The sequence below is a fragment of the Enterococcus sp. HY326 genome, from assembly GCF_026157065.1.
Classification (GTDB): Bacteria; Bacillota; Bacilli; order Lactobacillales; family Enterococcaceae; genus HY326.
In genome coordinates this window covers 605,442-622,167 of record NZ_JANLGQ010000002.1, presented here as the reverse complement: position 1 = coordinate 622,167, position 16,726 = coordinate 605,442, and the positions used below count along the sequence as shown (strand labels likewise).

The following is a 16,726-nucleotide window of genomic DNA, read 5'->3' as shown; positions in this document are numbered from 1 at the left end:
ATTGTCACAGTAAAACTGTAATATTTATTTCTTTTATTTGAGTTAAAATCAAGTGTTATGTGATTCTTGACGAAAAAACTTGCTTAAAAAACGAAAAGTGTAACATTTTACTTTGGCAGCTGTGACAAAATTGGGGATGAAAGGGTTAACAAAAAATGAGTTTCCAAGGCTATAATGAAATGCATCAGGAGGAATATTATGAATGAACGGATCCGCACCATTCTGACTTTACTGATTAAAAATCCGAATATGAAAATTGGACAACTAACAGAGGAGTTGGGACTCACTAAAAGACAAATTAATTACTCGATTAATCAATTTAATCAAGAGTTGGAACTTCAAGGCCTTCCAATTATTGAAAGAAATCATGTTGGTGATTTTTTAATTCCTTTAGCCATTTTGAAAAATTTTGACAGTTTAGTTGGCCAACAACAGCTAACGGAAACGACTCTTAATGAAAATGAGCGCAGTGCGTTAGTTCTCTTTAGTTTAATTGCAAACACTGATTATGTCAGTCTCCAACATGTTATTGATTATTTAGAGGTAAGTAAAAATACTGCATCTGAAGATATTAAAAGAGCAGGATGGCTTGCAGAAAAATACCAGTTGACGATTCAGTATGACCGAGTAAATGGCTACCAATTAAAGGGCTCAGAGCATCGTATTCTTCAACTTTTATCAGATTTGGTAAAACATTACAACTTTATCCAAAAAGAAGAGTATCGAGATCAATTTCAATTAAGTATTACAGAAAATGAAGTGATTCATCTTATTCACGGTATGGAACAATTATTGCATTTGAGCTATTCAGACGAATCAATCGATTATTTGCAGGCAACTTTACGTTTCTTACTTCACCGAGGAGTGAAAAGTCCAGCAAAGACTAATTTTTTTGAAGGCAATGTAAAGGATACCCCTGAGTATAAACTACTATTAATTTTACTTAGTGAGTTTGAGTGGCGCTTAGCAACTGATTATTTGGAATGGCTTAGTCTGTTATTTTTATCTTCTAATATTTTTGAGAAAAAAACAACTCAAGAATATGACTCTGATATAAAGCTAAAAAGTCTAATTGCTGCAATGGTTTCCAAGTTTGAGGAACAGACCTTAATCGTTATCGAGGAACGTCAAGATTTTCAACGACGGATTTTAAGTCATTTAAGACCGGCTTGTTTTCGAATTTCGTATAACTTAAGTCTGGGTGCTTATTCTTTGGACAATTTAGTTCAAGAAAGTAGTCACGGAATCTTAGTCGAATTGATGAAGGAATTGATAACGCCAATTGAAGATTGGTTGGGTAAGGCTTTTCCGAATGATGAATTGGAGCTTCTCTCTTATTATTTCGGCTATCAATTGGCTAATGATAGCAACTTAGTTAAACAAAAGCCAAGAGCTGTTGTTGTCTGTCGCAACGGAGTGATGGTTTCAAAATTAATGCGGGAAAATTTAAAAAGCTTGTTTCCGGAAATACATTTTATTGCCTCTTTGTCAGTTAGAGATTTTTATCAATTTCAAGAAGATGCTGATTTAGTATTTTCAACTACACCTTTAGATAGTGGCCTATTACAATTTATTATTAATCCTTTGATGACGTATAAAGAGCAGATTAATTTACGCTATCGAGTGTTAAATGAGTTGGGTTTCAATGAAATTGACCAAGCTATTGAAGATGTTACTAAGATTATTCAAAAATACGCTAAAGTGACAGATTTAGTTATGCTGAAAGAAGAATTACAGATGTTTCTGATTAAAAATTCCCATGAAACTTCTTTAGAAAATTATGACGTGTTGCCTTCTTTATTGCATTATCTACAACCATCAGCTGTCAAGTTGGTTTCAGAAGAACTTACTTGGCAATCTGCGGTGGAACTTGCCTGCCAGCCTTTATTAGACAAGCAAATTATCACAGCAGATTTTGTTGCTGATTGCATTCGACAAATTGCTGAAACTGGCTATGCAGGCTATCTAGGAACGGAAATGTGTATTCCCCATACAACTGTTGAGCATGGGGTGTTAAGAGATGGTGTCAGTTTTTTAGTCTCTCAAAAAGCAATAGTTTTTCCTAACGGGCGACGCTTGCATTTAATTGCACCTTTGGCATTTTTTGATTTAACCAAACATTTAAGAGCCATTAATCAATTAGCCCAAATCGCTGATAATCAGGAGCTGATTCAGACAATTTTGACCGCAAAGGATGAAAAAACCATCTATCAATTAATCAGACAAATAACTTAGGAGGAGCATCAATGGAGTTAAGGGAGTATCCTAAACTAACAATTATTATGCGAGGCTATACGTATGCTCAAGCAGAAGCCATTTTACAAGCAATGTCGGGATTTGAAGAAGACTATGCTGTGGAAATGACATTAAATACGGAAGGCGCTTTAGAGCATATCGCAAAATTATCAAAACAATTTGGTGAAAAAATAAATATTGGGGCTGGTACGGTTAGAACCTTAGATCAAGCTAAAGCTGCTTATCAAGCAGGGGCAAAATTTTTACTTGGTCCGCACACATTTACCAAAGAGATGCTAAATTTTGCTAATCAAAATAAAATTTTGGCAGTTCCGGCGGCAATGACACCTTCAGAAATCAATCAAATGTTTAACCAAGGAGCGGATATTGTGAAAGTTTTTCCAGCAGGAACCGTTGGACCGAAATTTTTTAAAGATGTCCAAGCACCACTTGGAAAATTGCCTTTAATGGGCGTTGGCGGCATTAACAGTGGTAATGCGAAGGATTTTTTTGAGCAAGGAGCATCTTATCTAGGATTAGGTTCGGGAATGTTCAACAGTGACGACATCAAACATTTACAAATTGATCAATTGCATGAATCGTTAGCGGCATTGCTGGCAAAAATTAAATAAGTTTAAGGAGGCCTTTTGATGGATTTAGAGTTAAAAGAAGAACTAGTTTTTAGAGATATCTCAGCTGAGAATCAAGAAGCTGTATTAGATTATTTAGCAAAACAACTATACGAAAAAGACTTTGTTAAAAAAGAATATATTGCAGCGATTAAGGAACGAGAGTTGGAATACCCAACAGGCTTACCTTCAACACCTCCGGGTATTGCAATTCCCCATGCAAACTTTGAATTGGTGAAAAAGACAACGCTAGCAATAGCTACATTAAAAGAACCAGTCTTGTTTCACAATATGGAGGATAACAAAGAGGAGATACCTGTCCAAATTGTCATTATGATGGCGATTGGTGAACCTCATGGACAGATTGAAATGCTGCAAAAAATCGTGGGGATTATTCAAAATGAACCTTTACGTCTAGCTATGATCCAAGCCAGTAATAACCAAGAATTATTAGAATTAATTAAAAAAGCAATACTTTAAAAAGAGAGGAAGAAAATATTATGAAAAGAATTTTAGTTGCTTGTGGAAATGGAATTGCTACTTCAACGGTGGTTGCTTCGAAAGTGAAAAGCTATTTAACTGAACAGGGCGTTCAAGTTGAAACTACACAAACAAAACTAATGGAAGTGCCAAGTAAAGTTCAAGACTATGATTTATTAATTACGACTGGCCAATTTGAAGGACAAACAGGGGATGTTCCTGTAATTAAAGGGATGCCAATTTTAACTGGCATTGGGGTAGATCAGACAATGGAAGAAATCTATAAAAAAATAACTGAATAAAATAATAGGGAGGAAATGAAATGCAGTATATAATGGGTGTTTTTAATTTTTTTATTGATGCTGGGGCAACAGTTATGTTGCCAGCTATTATTACGATTGTTGGATTAATTTTTGGTTTGAAAATTACAAAGGCTTTTAAGTCGGGTCTGACTTTAGGGATTGGTTTCGCTGGTATTAAATTGATTTTAGACTTTATGACAACCAATGTTGGTCCAGCGGCTAAAGCAATGGTTGATCGAACTGGAGTCCAACTTGATGCATTGGATGTTGGCTGGGGTTCAATTGCTGCCGTTACTTGGGCGTCACCGATTATCCCTATTTTGATTTTCGGCATTTTAATCGTCAATATTGTGTTGCTTATCTTAAAGAAAACTCATACATTAGATGTTGATATTTGGAATTATCACCACATGGCGATTGTCGGAGTAATGGTCTATTTTGTAACTGATAATGTCTTTTTAGGTGTTGGTTCTTCTTTAGTTATGGCTGTCATCACGTTCAAAATGTCAGATTGGTCTCAGCCTCTAGTTGAAAATTTCTTTGGTATTCCAGGTGTCTCACTACCAACTGTTTCAGCCCTTTCATCTTTGGTCATTGCTTGGCCATTAAATTGGTTATTAGATAAAATTCCTTTTTTTAGAAAATCTAAATTTACTATCAAGGATGCTCAGAAGTATTTAGGATTTTTCGGTGATTCTATGATTATGGGACTAGTTATCGGTATGGTTATTGGTATTTTAGCCGGTTATGATATTAAGGCCATCTTACAATTGGGAGTCAGTATGTCAGCTGTTTTAGTATTAATTCCTAAAATGACTTCTCTATTCATGGAAGGGTTAATGCCAATTTCAGATGCAGCTCAAAAGTGGTCTCAACAAAAATTTAAAGGCCGTCGCCTATTTATCGGTTTGGATGCAGCCGTTGTCGTTGGGAATCCTGACGTTATCACAACAGCTTTAATTATTATTCCGTTGACAATTGCAATGGCACTTGTATTACCTGGCAACCGTGTGTTACCTTTTGCTGATTTAGCTGTTGTACCTTTCCGAGTGGCAATGGTTGTTGCGTTGACTCGGGGAAATCTGCTGAAAAATATTGTAATTGGGTTAGTCGTAACAGCTTCATTGTTATGGTGCGGAAGTGCAACAGCGCCAGTTTTAACAGCGATTGCTCAAAAAGTCGGAATTGATTTAGGTACTTCATCATTATTAATTTCCTCTTTTGCAGCTACTTCAATGATTCAAAGTTACCTAGTCTTTCTTGCTTTTGCTTACAACCCAATTATTGGTATCCCAATTTTATTAGTGGTCTTCGGCGGAATATGGTATTACTTTGACAAAGTGAAAAAAGTTAATTATTTACAAGATGAGTTAGTAACTGAAGGAGGCAAATAGAGTGAAGATTTCTAAAATTACAGTTTATAAAGTTAAACCCAGATGGATTTTCGTTAAAGTTTCAACTGACGAAGGGATTGAAGGCTGGGGGGAAATGATTTCCGGAACGAAAACCGAAACTGTAGTTGCAGGTGCTTATGAAATTGGCAACCGTTTAATCGGTCGGAATCCCTTTGAAATTGAAAGACTGTTTCAGGAGATGCATCGGTCTTTTTTTAGAGGAGGACCGATTAATGGCACGATTGTTTCCGGTTTGGAGATGGCTCTATGGGATATTAAAGGAAAGGCCTTCAATGTTCCTGTCTATGAATTATTAGGTGGGGCTGCTCGGGATAAAATCAAAGTATACTCATGGATTGGGGGTGATCGCCCTGACGAAGTTGCTGAACAAGCTCAAGATCGTTTTGATCGTGGTTTTACCGCCGTTAAAATGAACGCCACTTCAGAATTGCATTATATTGACTCGTATGAAAAAGTAGATGAAGTGGTCCAACGAGTGGCTTCTATTCGTAATCGCTTTGGGGACAAGATGGCAATTGGTGTTGATTTTCATGGTCGCGTGCATAAACCGATGGCCAAAGTCTTAGCCAAAGCATTAGAGCCATATCACCCAATGTTTCTAGAAGAAGTTGTTTTGCCGGAAAACGAAGAACATTTTAAAGAAGTAGCTCAGACGGTAGCTGTACCTCTAGCAACTGGTGAGCGATTGTACACTCGCTGGCAATTCAAAAATATTTTTCAACAGGGAGCAATTGATATTATTCAACCTGATGTTGCTTTGTGTGGTGGAATTTTAGAAACTAGAAAAATTGCAGCAATGGCAGAAGCTTATGATATCGCTGTCGCCCCCCACGCCCCATATGGTCCAATTGCTTTGGCGGCGACGTTGCAGGTAGATTCTTGTACTCCTAATGTTTTTATTCAAGAACAAAGCTTAGGAATCCATTACAACAAAGGCTTTGATTTATTAGATTTTGTAAAAAATAAAGAGATTTTCCAATACCAAGATGGTTTTGTCAATCTTCCGACAAAACCTGGTCTTGGCTTAGAGATGGATGAAGATAAAATAAAAGAAATCGCTCAAGAAGGATTAGTATGGACTAATCCTCAATGGAAAAATTACGACGGTACGATAGCTGAGTGGTAAAGGATAGGTGAAAAATATGGCAGAAGCAATTGTGATTGTTTTCTTTTTGCTAGTTTTATTAATAATGGAAATCCGGGAGCAGCGACAAATTATCATTAAAGCTCAGACAAACCGAATTAAACTTGTGTTATCGCTTGTTTTATCAATCGGAATATTAGCCGTATTTTGGCCAATCGATTTAGCAAATCAAATTAAACTATTGTCTTTTGTAATTCTGATTCTTTCGGTGGGTTTCTTAAAAGAAGGGCTAGCTAACAATCATATCGTACGTTTAGGTGTTTTAAACGGTCAATTCGAAATATACGATAAAATTGAAATTGAAGAAATAGCTGCCAATCGAACGTTTATTACGTTCTATCATAAGAAAAACAGTTTCTCTATGTTTTTCTCCCACAACGGTATTACCATGCAAAATTATTTTGCTGAACAAAAATTTAAAGGTGAATTAATCTTTCAACTCGACTAAGAAGTAAAAACTCTTTCCAAAAAATTTGGCTGACCGCCTAGTTTTTGGAAAGAGTTTATTTTTAGACATCCTTCCTCAAAAACCGCCCCATAATCTCCAGCTGATGCATCACGCTAGCTTTTCTCAAAACGCCCATTCCCGGAAAATGGCCTCTGTCAAAGGCCTCAAAAAGAATTTCTCCGCCTAAGGTCAGCTTGTCTTCCCATAATTGGTCCTGCCAGTCTTTAATTTCTGTCATTACCTGCAGAAAATTTTCCTTTTGAGTGGGTAGTTCCTCGGAGACAAAATGGTGAATGCGGACATTTCCATCCTTCATATAAATCAAATGCAGCGCTAACCGTTTTGAAGGATAGCCGTGTTCATAATAGATTCGGCTGTCGATTGAAAAATCAGAAAAACCGCTAAAGCCCCGCAGTGCTAAATTTTGATTGCCCTTAAAAAGTAATTCATCAGGGACTTCTGTGTAATAACTATTAGAACCAAGGCGGGTAAAGCCATCTTGGGATAAAATTTTTGGGCCCTTAATTTTAGCCAATAAGCGAAATTCTTCGGGCACGAGGACTAAGGCCTGATTTTGTTGCCAATCTGATTCCAGAACAATTTGTGGACTTTGGGTGATAATTAAAGGATAGGAATTTTCTAATGACTCTAAAGGCTGGTCTAAAATAAATGCTTTCTCAACTGCCAGCTGTTCCAAACTAGTCAAGCCTTCTTCTGTGGCAAATTCGCCCACCTGTGGATTCACAATCAAATAAAAGGGTTGATGGGCCGCTTGAAATTTCGCAATTAGTTTCAAGAGGGCTTTGTTTTGCTTAACCGGCTCAATAATCGGGATGATGCCTTCAGGAAAACGGTCGGCATCTAAGAGCGCCTGCAGCGCCAGCAAATCAAATTGTTTGCTTCTAAAATAAGGATAGTACATCAGCGCTCTCCTTCAAATTTTTCCAAAAGTTCAAAATAGGCAGCACGGGTCGCCTCCAATTCTTCTTTTAGGCTTTCAACGGCTTGACTCTCGTTGTCAGTGGCAAAACGATCGTAATAATTTAAATTGCCGCCGAACAAGTCATATTCTGGTTGGCGCTTTTTTAATTCTTTATATAATAAATCCGTTGAAAATGCCCTCAGTCCCCGTGTCGTTTGCTTGGCCTTACCGACTTCTCTGGCTTGAGAAGAAATCAAGCGAAAGAGAAGCGCTTGTTCATTGACCAAAAGCTCTTGGCGTTTCGGTTTCTTGGCAACGGTAAAATAGCCCGGCAGATTTTGCTCGTCTTTAATAGCGTATTGATGGTAAACCAAGACGCCAATTTCTAGAGGGATTTCCGCTTCAACTTTTTCGTATAGGGCTTTTGGCAAAACAAAATAATTGTAATGGCCGATAAAAGACAATTTTGCTTTTGAACGAAAGTCAGCCTTCGAGACCTTCAGCTCAAAACAACGCCATTCAAATTGATTGTCCAAAAGTAACCGACAGCTCAAAGTATCGACAATCCCTTGATCTTCTGGCATCATCACTTCTTCGACAACAATATCGCCATTTTCCCGACAATAGCGGTACAAGACTTCTTCCATTTCGATTGTTAAAGGTGTTTTCATAGGCTTCCTCACAAAAAATTTATTGCGTGACTCTTATTAACTATAAAACATACGTTCCCTTTTTTAAAGGGGACTTTATAAATTTTTATTTTTTTGACTATTCTTTTTAGGGAAGCCTCTGCTATAATACCTAGGTTAGGAGTGACGACGTGAAAGCAGCGAAATTTCAATGGCAACTACCTGAAAAACAAATTTTACCAACAGAATATGAAGAATGGTTGAGTGCTCATCAGCTCTCGCCGTTTCTAGGAAAAATTCTTTGGCAAAGAGGTTATCAAACAGTAGCGGATTTAGAAAGTTATTTTGATAACGACTTAAATAATTTACCTGATCCCTATCTTTTTTTTGAGATGGAAAAAGGTGTGGAACGAATTAAAGCCGCCGTTTTATCCGGTGAAAAAATTATGATTTACGGCGATTATGACGCAGATGGCATCACCAGCACGACTGTCATGAAGGAAACGTTAGAGCTGTTGGGAGCCGACGTCAATTATTTTCTGCCGAATCGTTTTAAAGAAGGCTATGGCCCCAATTTAGCTAAGTATCAAGAATTTGTGGCGGCGGGCTATCAATTGTTAATTACAGTTGATAATGGTGTTTCTGGCATGGAGGCTATTAGCTATGCTCAAGAAAACGGCTTAGATGTGGTTGTCACCGATCATCACGAACTCCCGGCTGAGCTACCGCCGGCGTATGCAATTATCCATCCTCGGCATCCTGAGGGCAAATACCCGTTTAAAGATTTAGCAGGTGTTGGCGTTGCCTTTAAAGTGGCCACCGCTTTATTAGAAGAGGTGCCCGCTGAATTTTTGGATCTAGTGGCGATTGGAACCATCGCCGATTTAGTTTCATTAACCGGTGAAAATCGGCTCTTGGTCAAGGCTGGACTAAAAGCTATTCAGCAAACCGAACGGATTGGGCTGAGTGCCTTAATTCGCAAAAGTGGCATTGAAATCAGCAATTTTTCTGAAGGAGATATTGGTTTTGGCATCGGACCTCGTTTGAATGCGATTGGTCGCTTAGGCGATGCTTCCCCCGGAGTTGAGTTGATGTCAACCTTTGACGAAGAAGAAGCCGATCAGCTGGCAGAGTTTTTAGAGGAAAAAAATAATCAGCGAAAAACAATCGTCGAAAAAATGACAGCAGAAGCTTTGGCTGCAGTCGACCCGACAAATGAAATCCAATTGATTGCCCAAGCTGGTTGGCAAGAAGGTGTTTTAGGGATTGTTGCGGGTAAAATTTTACAAACAACCGGCAAACCGGCAATTTTATTAACATTAAAAGAAGACGGTACGGCAAAAGGCTCAGGCCGCAGTGTCGCTCAATTAAATATGTTTGCGATGCTAGATAGCATGCGGGAATTATTCACTCATTTTGGTGGCCATCATGCGGCGGTAGGACTGACCTTACCAGCAGAAAATCTTGGCGAATTACAAGAGCGAATGAATGATTATATTCGTTCTAATAATATTGATCTAGCACAGGGAGGTCCGTTGCAAATTGATGAAATTATACAACCAGAAGCCGCGACGATTGCCTTAATTAATGAATTAAACACTTTGGCTCCTTTTGGAACGGATAATCCAATTCCGACATTTTTGTTCAAAGATGTTTTGCCGCAAAATGTTAAAGTGATTGGTGCTAATCAGCAGCATTTAAAGTTTGCGATTGGTGAGGCTGCTGATTTAGATGTCTTGGCCTTTAGTTTTGGTCCAGAAGCTAATGAATTTAGCGGACCAATTGATGTCGCCGGCCAGCTCAATATCAATGAGTGGAACGGGCGTAAGAAACCTCAGGTGATGCTGCAGGATTATCAAAATGAGGCACTGCAATTCTTTGACTGGCGCAATAAATACCGTTGGCAAGAAGTGCTGGCTACTGAGAGCACTCTGATTTTGGCCTTTCAAGAGGCCAGTCTAAAAATTTTACCTGAAGCGATGAAAAATGCCGCTGTTGTCTATAATAATTTAGCAGATATCCAAAAGCGAATAGCAAAAAATAATTATCAACAGCTAGCATTTGTAGATGTGCCGAAGGATTTGACCTTTATTAAAGAGATTTTAGCTGCTGGCAGCTTTTCTAGAATTTATTTTTACGGGCACTCTCCAGACGAAGCCTATCTAAATGGAATGGGCAGTCGTGAGCAATTTGGGCGCCTGTTTAAGTTAGTTCAACAGCAGGAAAAAATCGATGTCCGCTTTAAGCTAGATCAGCTGGTTAATTATTTAAAAATTCCTAAATCCCTCTTAGTTTTTATGATTCAAGTGCTTTCTGAGCTGAAATTTGTTACAATAGAAAACGGTGTTTTATCAAAAGTGGCGGTAACAGAAAATCAGCCTTTGACAGCTAGTCAATTGTATCAAGATCGTCTGCAGCGCATCAAGAATGAAGAATTTTTACTGCTGACCGACAGTGAAGGCCTGAGAAAATGGCTGCTGTCTTGAAATTGCTAAACGTGTTACCAAATTTTTGATAAAAAGAGTTTAGATTGCTCCTAAACAGTGAGCAGACAATGAAAGGAACCAGAAACAAAATGAACTTAAAAGATTATATTGCAAGTATTCCCGATTATCCCTCTGAAGGTATTGTCTTTAGAGATATTTCGCCATTGATGGCAGACGGGGCGGCCTATCGTGAAGCCACCAACCAAATCGTCAATTATGCCAAGGAAAAACAAATTGATATGGTAGTTGGGCCAGAAGCACGGGGCTTTATTGTCGGTTGTCCGGTGGCTTATGAGCTTGGCGTTGGTTTTGCGCCTGTCAGAAAAAAAGGGAAATTACCCCGTAAAACGATTGAAGTTTCCTACGAAAAGGAATATGGTTCAGATATTTTGACCCTTCATGAGGATGCGATCAAACCGGGCCAACGAGTGTTGATTTGTGATGATTTATTAGCAACGGGCGGCACGATTAAAGCCACCACTGATTTAGTTGAACAATTAGGCGGTGAAGTAGTCGGCTGTGCCTTTTTGATTGAATTGATGGACTTAAAGGGCCGTGATTTGATTCAACAATATGATATTTTAACTTTGATGGAATACTAATTTTAAAAGACTGTAGGATGATACTTAGCCTAGAAATCTTATTTTGCTTTTAATGGCACTTTATTGGTGAGCCTTGCTGACGATAGAAAACTCAAGGTGAGCAAAAGCAAAAGATTTCTAAGCAAAGATTCCTCCAGTCTTTTTGTTTGTTCTCGTCATACTTTCTTATAAGAAAATTCATATTTAGCCAATTTTTTTAAGGTATCGTTAAATAGATAAATTATGATGAAAATAAATGGATTTTTTCATGAAAGAGTTTTATGATGAAGTGACTACGGAAAAGAAAGTATGGAGGCTGTTATGAAGAAGAAACTAGCAACAATTTTTCCATTGTCTCGTGGAAAGTATATTATCTTATTGGCTGGATTGCTGTGGCTTAAATCAATTTTTGCATATCTCGTGGACTTTAAACTCAGTTATGATGAAGTGTATCAATATTTAATCCTCTTAGTAAATCCCCTTGGATCTATTGTTTTATTACTAGGATTAACCCTCTTTATTAAACGCAAGTCGGCCTTCGCCATCACCAGCATGGTGGTTTATACCTTGATGAATGCGTTGATTGTCTTTAATGTATTGTACTTTAGAGAGTATACGGATTTTATAACAATTAATACGGTTCTAGGCTTTGGCAAAGTTGCCAGCGGGCTAGGGGAGAGTGCTCTACAGCTATTTCGCCCTTATGACCTGATTTATTTAGCTGATTATGTTATTTTGATTATCTTGTTTGTCCGCAAAAAAGTGGATTTCAGTGAAGTGCGGTTGCCAAAACGTAAAGCAGTAGCCACCTTGGCTTTATCGGCAATTCTGTTGAGTGTTAATTTATTTACGGCAGAAATTTTCCGTCCAGGCTTACTGACTAGAACTTTTTCTAGAGAATACATTGTGAAGTTTTTAGGACTGAATGCTTTCGTCGTTTATGACGGAGTAGAGACTTATAATACCAACCAAGTGCGGGCCGAAGCTAGTGCAACTGACTTGGATTCAGTTGAAGAATATGTTAGTGAACATTATGCTGCTCCCGATACAGAAATGTTTGGCACCGCCGAAGGTAAAAATGTGATTGTGATTCACCTGGAAAGCTTCCAACAATTTCTAATTGATTACAGCTTGGTGGATGAAGATGGCGTTGCTCATGAGGTGACTCCTTTCTTAAATAGTTTATATCACAGCAATAGCACCTATAGCTTTAGCAATTTCTTTAATCAAGTTAGCGCCGGGCGGACAAGTGATGCGGAAACACTGATGGAAAATTCACTGTTTGGCCTAAGCGAAGGCTCGCTCTTTACCAAATTGGGGAGTGAAAATACTTTCCAAGCAGCTCCGGCAATTTTGGATCAGACGCAAGGTTATACCTCAGCTGTGTTCCATGGAAATTCTGGAAGCTTTTGGAATCGTAACGAAACCTATAAGCAATTTGGTTATGATTATTTCTTTGATTCTTCTTATTATGATGTGACGGATGAAAATTCCTTCCAATATGGTTTGATGGATAAACCATTTTTAAGCCAGTCAATTCAATATTTGGAGCATTTACAACAACCGTTTTATACGAAGTTCATCACCGTTTCTAATCACTATCCTTATAATAATTTAACTGGTGATGATGTTGGGTTCCCATTAGCGACTACTTCTGATGATACAATCAACGGTTACTTTGCAACAGCCAATTATCTTGATTCAGCGATTGAAGAATTTTTCAATTACTTAAAAGAATCAGGCTTGTATGACAATTCGATTATTGTTTTATATGGTGACCACTATGGTATCTCAAACTCCCGTAATACCGATCTTGCGCCATTACTTGGTCAAGACAGTGCCACATGGGATGATTTTGACAACACACAAATGCAACGGGTACCTTATATGATTCATGTTCCTGGTGCGACGGATGGCTATGTAAATGACACATATGGTGGCGAAGTGGATGCCTTACCAACACTGCTACATTTATTGGGTGTGGATACTTCCAGCTATCTGCAACTAGGACAAGATTTGTTCTCTGCAGACAATCAACAATTAGTTGCCTTTAGAAATGGGAACTTTATTACACCGGATTATACTTATGTCAATGAAACCATTTACGATAATACAACCGGCTTAGCCATTGAAGAGCCTTCTGAAGAGCTCCTTGCACAAATTGAAACGTGGAAGGAAGAAGTCAATTTACAATTGACGACTTCTGATGAGATTAACAACGGTGATTTATTACGCTTCTACACGGATAGCGGCCTAACTGCTGTGGATTCCTCTGATTATAATTATCTGAACCAAACTCAGCAATTAAGCGACATTGAAGCGGAGTTGGGGGATGCGTCAACTAGTTTGTATAGTCAAAATAATGACGTTTCCACCGTTGATTTATTCAAAATTGAATCTTACCAAGAAGAAGCGACTGGCACTAGCACGACTAATTCGACTGCTGAGACCAGTAACTAAATCAGTTTAACATTTAAAACAGGAACTGAATTCACTAAACTAAAGTGAGTTCGGTTCTGTTTTTTTTTCGTGAAAAATAAAAAACCAAACCAATCGGAAAAAATTCCTCAATGGTTTGGTTTCTAGTTTGTGTGCTTAAAGATTAATTATTCATTGCCGCTTCAGCTGCTTCGATAATTGCTGATAAGTAACCAGCAGAATCAGAGAAGGTAGCACCAGTGACAACATCCGTTGGGCTGTCGTCTTCACTTAAACCTTCTAATTCAGTAACAGCTGCTTTTAGTTCATCAATTGTTTTGCCTTTAGCAAATTCATCAATTGCTTCAACGTTTTCCATCCAAGTTTGAGTTGCGCCACCGCTTGAAGCCATCATTTCAGAATAAGCTTCGTTGTTTGCAAATTTAGAAGCTAAAACTTGACCATCTGCAACACCTTCGCCAAAAGTAGCGTCAGAGTTTGGCACGCCGCCGTAGGAAGCAGGATCAGAATATTGGAATTCATCGACAAAGGTATTGGCAACAACATCGCCATCCATCGCAACAGTTACCACTGCAAATGAACGATCTCCGTGAGGTGCAGCCAGAACCATTGCTTCACTTAAATCAGTATTGCTGGTTTCAATTCCTGTTGAAACCATACCTTTTGTCGCTGTGTCGACAATTGCTTGCAAGTAACCAGCTGTATCGGCAAAAGTTGCTCCCGTTACAACATCAGCTACTTCGCTGCCGCCAGTTAATTCATCAATTGATGTTTGAATTTCTGCTGCTGTTTTACCAGCTACGAAATCGGTGATGGCTTCCATGTTGTCTTTCCAAGTTAAAGTAGCACCAGACTCAGCCATCATTTCAGAATAAGCTTCGTTGTTTTCTTCTTTACCAGCTAAAATGGTTCCTTCTGGATAAGATTCACCAAAAGTTGCGTCTGAGTTAGGCACGCCAGTCCAAGTACCAGAGCCATCGTCTTCAATATATTGGAACTCATCCATGCGGGCGGAGATAATCGTGTCGCCAGCCATTGTTACGTTTGTAATGGCAAAGGCGCGATCTCCATGGGGTGCAGTATACAATTGACGCATGTAAATTGTACCAGCTGCTGGAATTTCTTGTGTTTCACCAATTTCTGATCCATCAGAAATCCAAATAGTTCCAGCTTCGCTTTCGCTAGCACCAGAAGTGGCATCGCTAGAAGCTTCAGTTGCTTCCTCGCTTGATGCGGTTGTTGATTCTACGGTTGAAGAAGCACTAGTGGAATATTCCAACGTGTCTTCGTCTGCCTGACAAGCTGCTAACGTCAGCACAGAAAATAAAGTAATGCTAGTTAATAGCACTTTTTTCATAATGATACCCCCAAAAATAAAATAGAATAATAAAAATATTATGCTAGTTAATTATATCACAAAATAACAAAAGACCAAACTTAAAATGTGTTAGCTTTGATTAGTCTTTTCTAATTTTTTTCTAGCTAAATCATGAGAATTTCTTTTAGAAAGATTTTTTTGAAGGGAAGAGAAATAACAGGCTTTTAAAAGTAAAAAAGTCTGCAGCGGCAGACTTTTTCAAAAATATTTTAGAGAATCTCTACTGATTGTAATGGGGATAATACTCATCCTTTTTTGCCTGTTTGCGTTTTTGCACACGATATTTTTTTTCATCCCACAAAATAAACCAAATAATAAACAACGGAGCTACTATTAAAATGGCATTTTCCATACCAAGATTACCGACGAACATCCCAACAACTAAAATTAACAAGACTAGACCAAAGCGACGAATTGCAATCATGTTATTCACCTCATTTTTAATATACGAACAAATGTTTGTATTTGTATTATACGAACTTTTGTTCGATTTGTAAAGAAAAAAATAAAGCCATTTTTAAATGACTTTATTTTGCCTTCTAATAGATGTGGTCACGATACAGGCTAACAACTTTTCCTAAGATGGAAACATCAGCTAAAATGATTGGAGCCAATTTATCATTTTCTGGTTGTAGTCGAATATGATCGGTTTCTTTAAAAAATCTTTTACAGGTTGCTTCGTCTTCATCGGTCATCGCAATGACGATGTCGCCGTTTTGTGCGGTGCTTTGCTTGCGGACAATCACGAAATCGCCGTCAAAAATACCAGCATTAATCATCGACTCGCCGCGAATCGTCAGCATAAACAACGAACCTTCTTCATTTGATAAATTTGGTGGAATCGGGAAGAAATCAGTCGCTTCTTCGACTGCTAAAATCGGTTCGCCGGCCGTTACAATCCCCAGCATCGGGATGGTCTCACTGCGAATGCCCAATTTTTCTAGACCCCGCTGCGTTAATTCAATCGCCCGTGGTTTTGTTGGGTCCCGTTGGAGTAAGCCTTTTTTTTCTAGTCGTGATAAATGACCATGGACAGTTGATGTAGAGGAGAGGTTAACCGCCTCGCCAATTTCCCGGACAGTTGGCGGGTATCCTTTAGCTGTGACACGATCATGAATATATTGCAGGACTTCTAACTGGCGACTCTCTGTTCGCTTAGCCATTGTCGCACCTTCTTTCTATAGTAACCAAAGTTTACCATAGCTTTTTAGCTAAATCAAACGTTTGTTCGCTATTTTGTCATTAGCAAAATAATTGCTTGGCTTTGAGTTGTAAATCTTTAGAGTTTTTACTATGATAAACAAAGAGAGGAGCTGGTAATATGCTTTCAGAAGAAAAAATTAATCGAATTAACGAATTGGCTCGTAAGAAAAAAGCTGAAGGGCTGAATGAAGCTGAATCAAAAGAACAAAAAAGTTTGCGGGAAGAATACCTAAAAGCTTTTCGTTCTGGCATGAAACATCATATAGAAGGAATGAAAGTTGTCGATCCTGAGGGAACTGATGTGACTCCGGAAAAATTAAAACAGATTCAAAAAGAAAAGGGCTTGCATAATCGCTGATTAATTTCAGTAAAAAAAACTAAAAAAAGTTTGCTTGATAAAATAGAATCGGTTACAATAAAAACAGAATAAAAGTA

General features: G+C 38.3%; 16 protein-coding genes. 11 read left to right on the top strand and 5 right to left on the bottom strand.

The genetic code is table 11. The features are described 5' to 3' along the window. The first annotated feature begins 198 nt into the window (after positions 1-198). The 7 genes from ORH16_RS07640 to ORH16_RS07610 are packed head-to-tail and all read left to right on the top strand — an operon-like array spanning position 199 to position 6,653. Positions 199-2,235, top strand: a complete 2,037-nt coding sequence (locus ORH16_RS07640) for a BglG family transcription antiterminator (protein ID WP_265457677.1) — start codon at positions 199-201, stop codon at positions 2,233-2,235. A gap of 11 nt (positions 2,236-2,246) precedes the next feature. Beyond that, positions 2,247-2,867, top strand: a complete 621-nt coding sequence (locus ORH16_RS07635; RefSeq protein WP_265457675.1) for a bifunctional 4-hydroxy-2-oxoglutarate aldolase/2-dehydro-3-deoxy-phosphogluconate aldolase — start codon at positions 2,247-2,249, stop codon at positions 2,865-2,867. Between the two features lie 18 nt (positions 2,868-2,885). Beyond that, positions 2,886-3,344 carry a PTS sugar transporter subunit IIA gene (locus ORH16_RS07630; protein WP_265457673.1) on the top strand — a complete coding sequence of 153 codons (459 nt, stop codon included), beginning with the start codon at positions 2,886-2,888 and terminating at the stop codon, positions 3,342-3,344. A 20-nt stretch (positions 3,345-3,364) separates the two neighbouring features. Then, positions 3,365-3,646 (top strand): PTS sugar transporter subunit IIB, encoded by a 282-nt coding sequence (locus tag ORH16_RS07625; RefSeq protein ID WP_265457671.1) that lies wholly within the window; start codon positions 3,365-3,367, stop codon positions 3,644-3,646. Positions 3,647-3,666: 20 nt separating this feature from the next. Next, positions 3,667-5,040, top strand: coding sequence for a PTS galactitol transporter subunit IIC (locus tag ORH16_RS07620; protein WP_265457669.1), 1,374 nt, complete (start codon positions 3,667-3,669; stop codon positions 5,038-5,040). 1 nt (position 5,041) lies between these two features. After that, on the top strand, positions 5,042-6,187 hold the full coding sequence (dgoD, locus tag ORH16_RS07615; RefSeq protein WP_265457668.1) for a galactonate dehydratase: 1,146 nt from the start codon (positions 5,042-5,044) through the stop codon (positions 6,185-6,187). A gap of 16 nt (positions 6,188-6,203) precedes the next feature. Then, the gene (locus tag ORH16_RS07610; RefSeq protein ID WP_265457667.1) at positions 6,204-6,653 is read left to right on the top strand and encodes a hypothetical protein; all 450 of its coding nucleotides are present in this window, start codon (positions 6,204-6,206) and stop codon (positions 6,651-6,653) included. 61 nt (positions 6,654-6,714) lie between these two features. Here ORH16_RS07610 and ORH16_RS07605 read toward each other — a convergent pair whose 3' ends face one another. Next, on the bottom strand, positions 6,715-7,575 hold the full coding sequence (locus ORH16_RS07605) for a sce7725 family protein (RefSeq protein ID WP_265457666.1): 861 nt from the start codon (positions 7,573-7,575) through the stop codon (positions 6,715-6,717). Beyond that, a complete protein-coding gene (locus ORH16_RS07600) occupies positions 7,575-8,246 on the bottom strand; it encodes a hypothetical protein (RefSeq protein WP_265457665.1) in 672 nt (223 codons plus the stop codon). The genes ORH16_RS07605 and ORH16_RS07600 overlap by 1 nt, the downstream gene beginning before the upstream one ends. Positions 8,247-8,395: 149 nt before the next feature. On the opposite strand from ORH16_RS07600, the gene recJ reads away from it, so the two are divergent. The 3 genes from recJ (at position 8,396) to ORH16_RS07585 (ending at position 13,731) form a co-directional block, all read left to right on the top strand. Continuing rightward, positions 8,396-10,690 carry a single-stranded-DNA-specific exonuclease RecJ gene (recJ, locus tag ORH16_RS07595; protein ID WP_265457663.1) on the top strand — a complete coding sequence of 765 codons (2,295 nt, stop codon included), beginning with the start codon at positions 8,396-8,398 and terminating at the stop codon, positions 10,688-10,690. Positions 10,691-10,779: 89 nt separating this feature from the next. After that, entirely contained in the window at positions 10,780-11,292 is a 513-nt protein-coding gene (locus tag ORH16_RS07590; RefSeq protein ID WP_265457661.1) for an adenine phosphoribosyltransferase, read from the top strand. Positions 11,293-11,592: 300 nt separating this feature from the next. Beyond that, positions 11,593-13,731: an LTA synthase family protein gene (locus tag ORH16_RS07585; RefSeq protein WP_265457660.1), complete on the top strand. Its 2,139-nt coding sequence runs from the start codon at positions 11,593-11,595 to the stop codon at positions 13,729-13,731. 142 nt (positions 13,732-13,873) lie between these two features. Here ORH16_RS07585 and ORH16_RS07580 read toward each other — a convergent pair whose 3' ends face one another. The 3 genes from ORH16_RS07580 to lexA form a co-directional block, all read right to left on the bottom strand. Further along, entirely contained in the window at positions 13,874-15,067 is a 1,194-nt protein-coding gene (locus ORH16_RS07580; protein WP_265457659.1) for a peptidoglycan-binding protein, read from the bottom strand. Between the two features lie 241 nt (positions 15,068-15,308). After that, complete coding sequence (locus ORH16_RS07575) at positions 15,309-15,512, bottom strand: hypothetical protein (RefSeq protein WP_265457658.1); 204 nt, start codon at positions 15,510-15,512, stop codon at positions 15,309-15,311. Between the two features lie 115 nt (positions 15,513-15,627). Beyond that, positions 15,628-16,251, bottom strand: a complete 624-nt coding sequence (gene lexA, locus ORH16_RS07570) for a transcriptional repressor LexA (protein ID WP_265457656.1) — start codon at positions 16,249-16,251, stop codon at positions 15,628-15,630. 158 nt (positions 16,252-16,409) lie between these two features. On the opposite strand from lexA, the gene ORH16_RS07565 reads away from it, so the two are divergent. Next, the gene (locus ORH16_RS07565) at positions 16,410-16,649 is read left to right on the top strand and encodes a DUF896 family protein (protein ID WP_265457654.1); all 240 of its coding nucleotides are present in this window, start codon (positions 16,410-16,412) and stop codon (positions 16,647-16,649) included. The last annotated feature ends 77 nt before the right edge of the window (positions 16,650-16,726 follow it).

Excerpts from the sequence above, each read along its gene's own strand:
- ORH16_RS07640 (WP_265457677.1), top strand. The coding sequence starts at position 199 with ATGAATGAACGGATCCGCACCATTCTGACTTTACTGATTAAAAATCCG.
- ORH16_RS07635 (WP_265457675.1), top strand. The coding sequence starts at position 2,247 with ATGGAGTTAAGGGAGTATCCTAAACTAACAATTATTATGCGAGGCTAT.
- ORH16_RS07630 (WP_265457673.1), top strand. The coding sequence starts at position 2,886 with ATGGATTTAGAGTTAAAAGAAGAACTAGTTTTTAGAGATATCTCAGCT.
- ORH16_RS07625 (WP_265457671.1), top strand. The coding sequence starts at position 3,365 with ATGAAAAGAATTTTAGTTGCTTGTGGAAATGGAATTGCTACTTCAACG.
- ORH16_RS07620 (WP_265457669.1), top strand. The coding sequence starts at position 3,667 with ATGCAGTATATAATGGGTGTTTTTAATTTTTTTATTGATGCTGGGGCA.
- ORH16_RS07610 (WP_265457667.1), top strand. The coding sequence starts at position 6,204 with ATGGCAGAAGCAATTGTGATTGTTTTCTTTTTGCTAGTTTTATTAATA.
- ORH16_RS07605 (WP_265457666.1), bottom strand. The coding sequence starts at position 7,575 with ATGTACTATCCTTATTTTAGAAGCAAACAATTTGATTTGCTGGCGCTG.
- ORH16_RS07600 (WP_265457665.1), bottom strand. The coding sequence starts at position 8,246 with ATGAAAACACCTTTAACAATCGAAATGGAAGAAGTCTTGTACCGCTAT.
- ORH16_RS07590 (WP_265457661.1), top strand. The coding sequence starts at position 10,780 with ATGAACTTAAAAGATTATATTGCAAGTATTCCCGATTATCCCTCTGAA.
- ORH16_RS07585 (WP_265457660.1), top strand. The coding sequence starts at position 11,593 with ATGAAGAAGAAACTAGCAACAATTTTTCCATTGTCTCGTGGAAAGTAT.
- ORH16_RS07580 (WP_265457659.1), bottom strand. The coding sequence starts at position 15,067 with ATGAAAAAAGTGCTATTAACTAGCATTACTTTATTTTCTGTGCTGACG.
- ORH16_RS07575 (WP_265457658.1), bottom strand. The coding sequence starts at position 15,512 with ATGATTGCAATTCGTCGCTTTGGTCTAGTCTTGTTAATTTTAGTTGTT.
- lexA (WP_265457656.1), bottom strand. The coding sequence starts at position 16,251 with ATGGCTAAGCGAACAGAGAGTCGCCAGTTAGAAGTCCTGCAATATATT.
- ORH16_RS07565 (WP_265457654.1), top strand. The coding sequence starts at position 16,410 with ATGCTTTCAGAAGAAAAAATTAATCGAATTAACGAATTGGCTCGTAAG.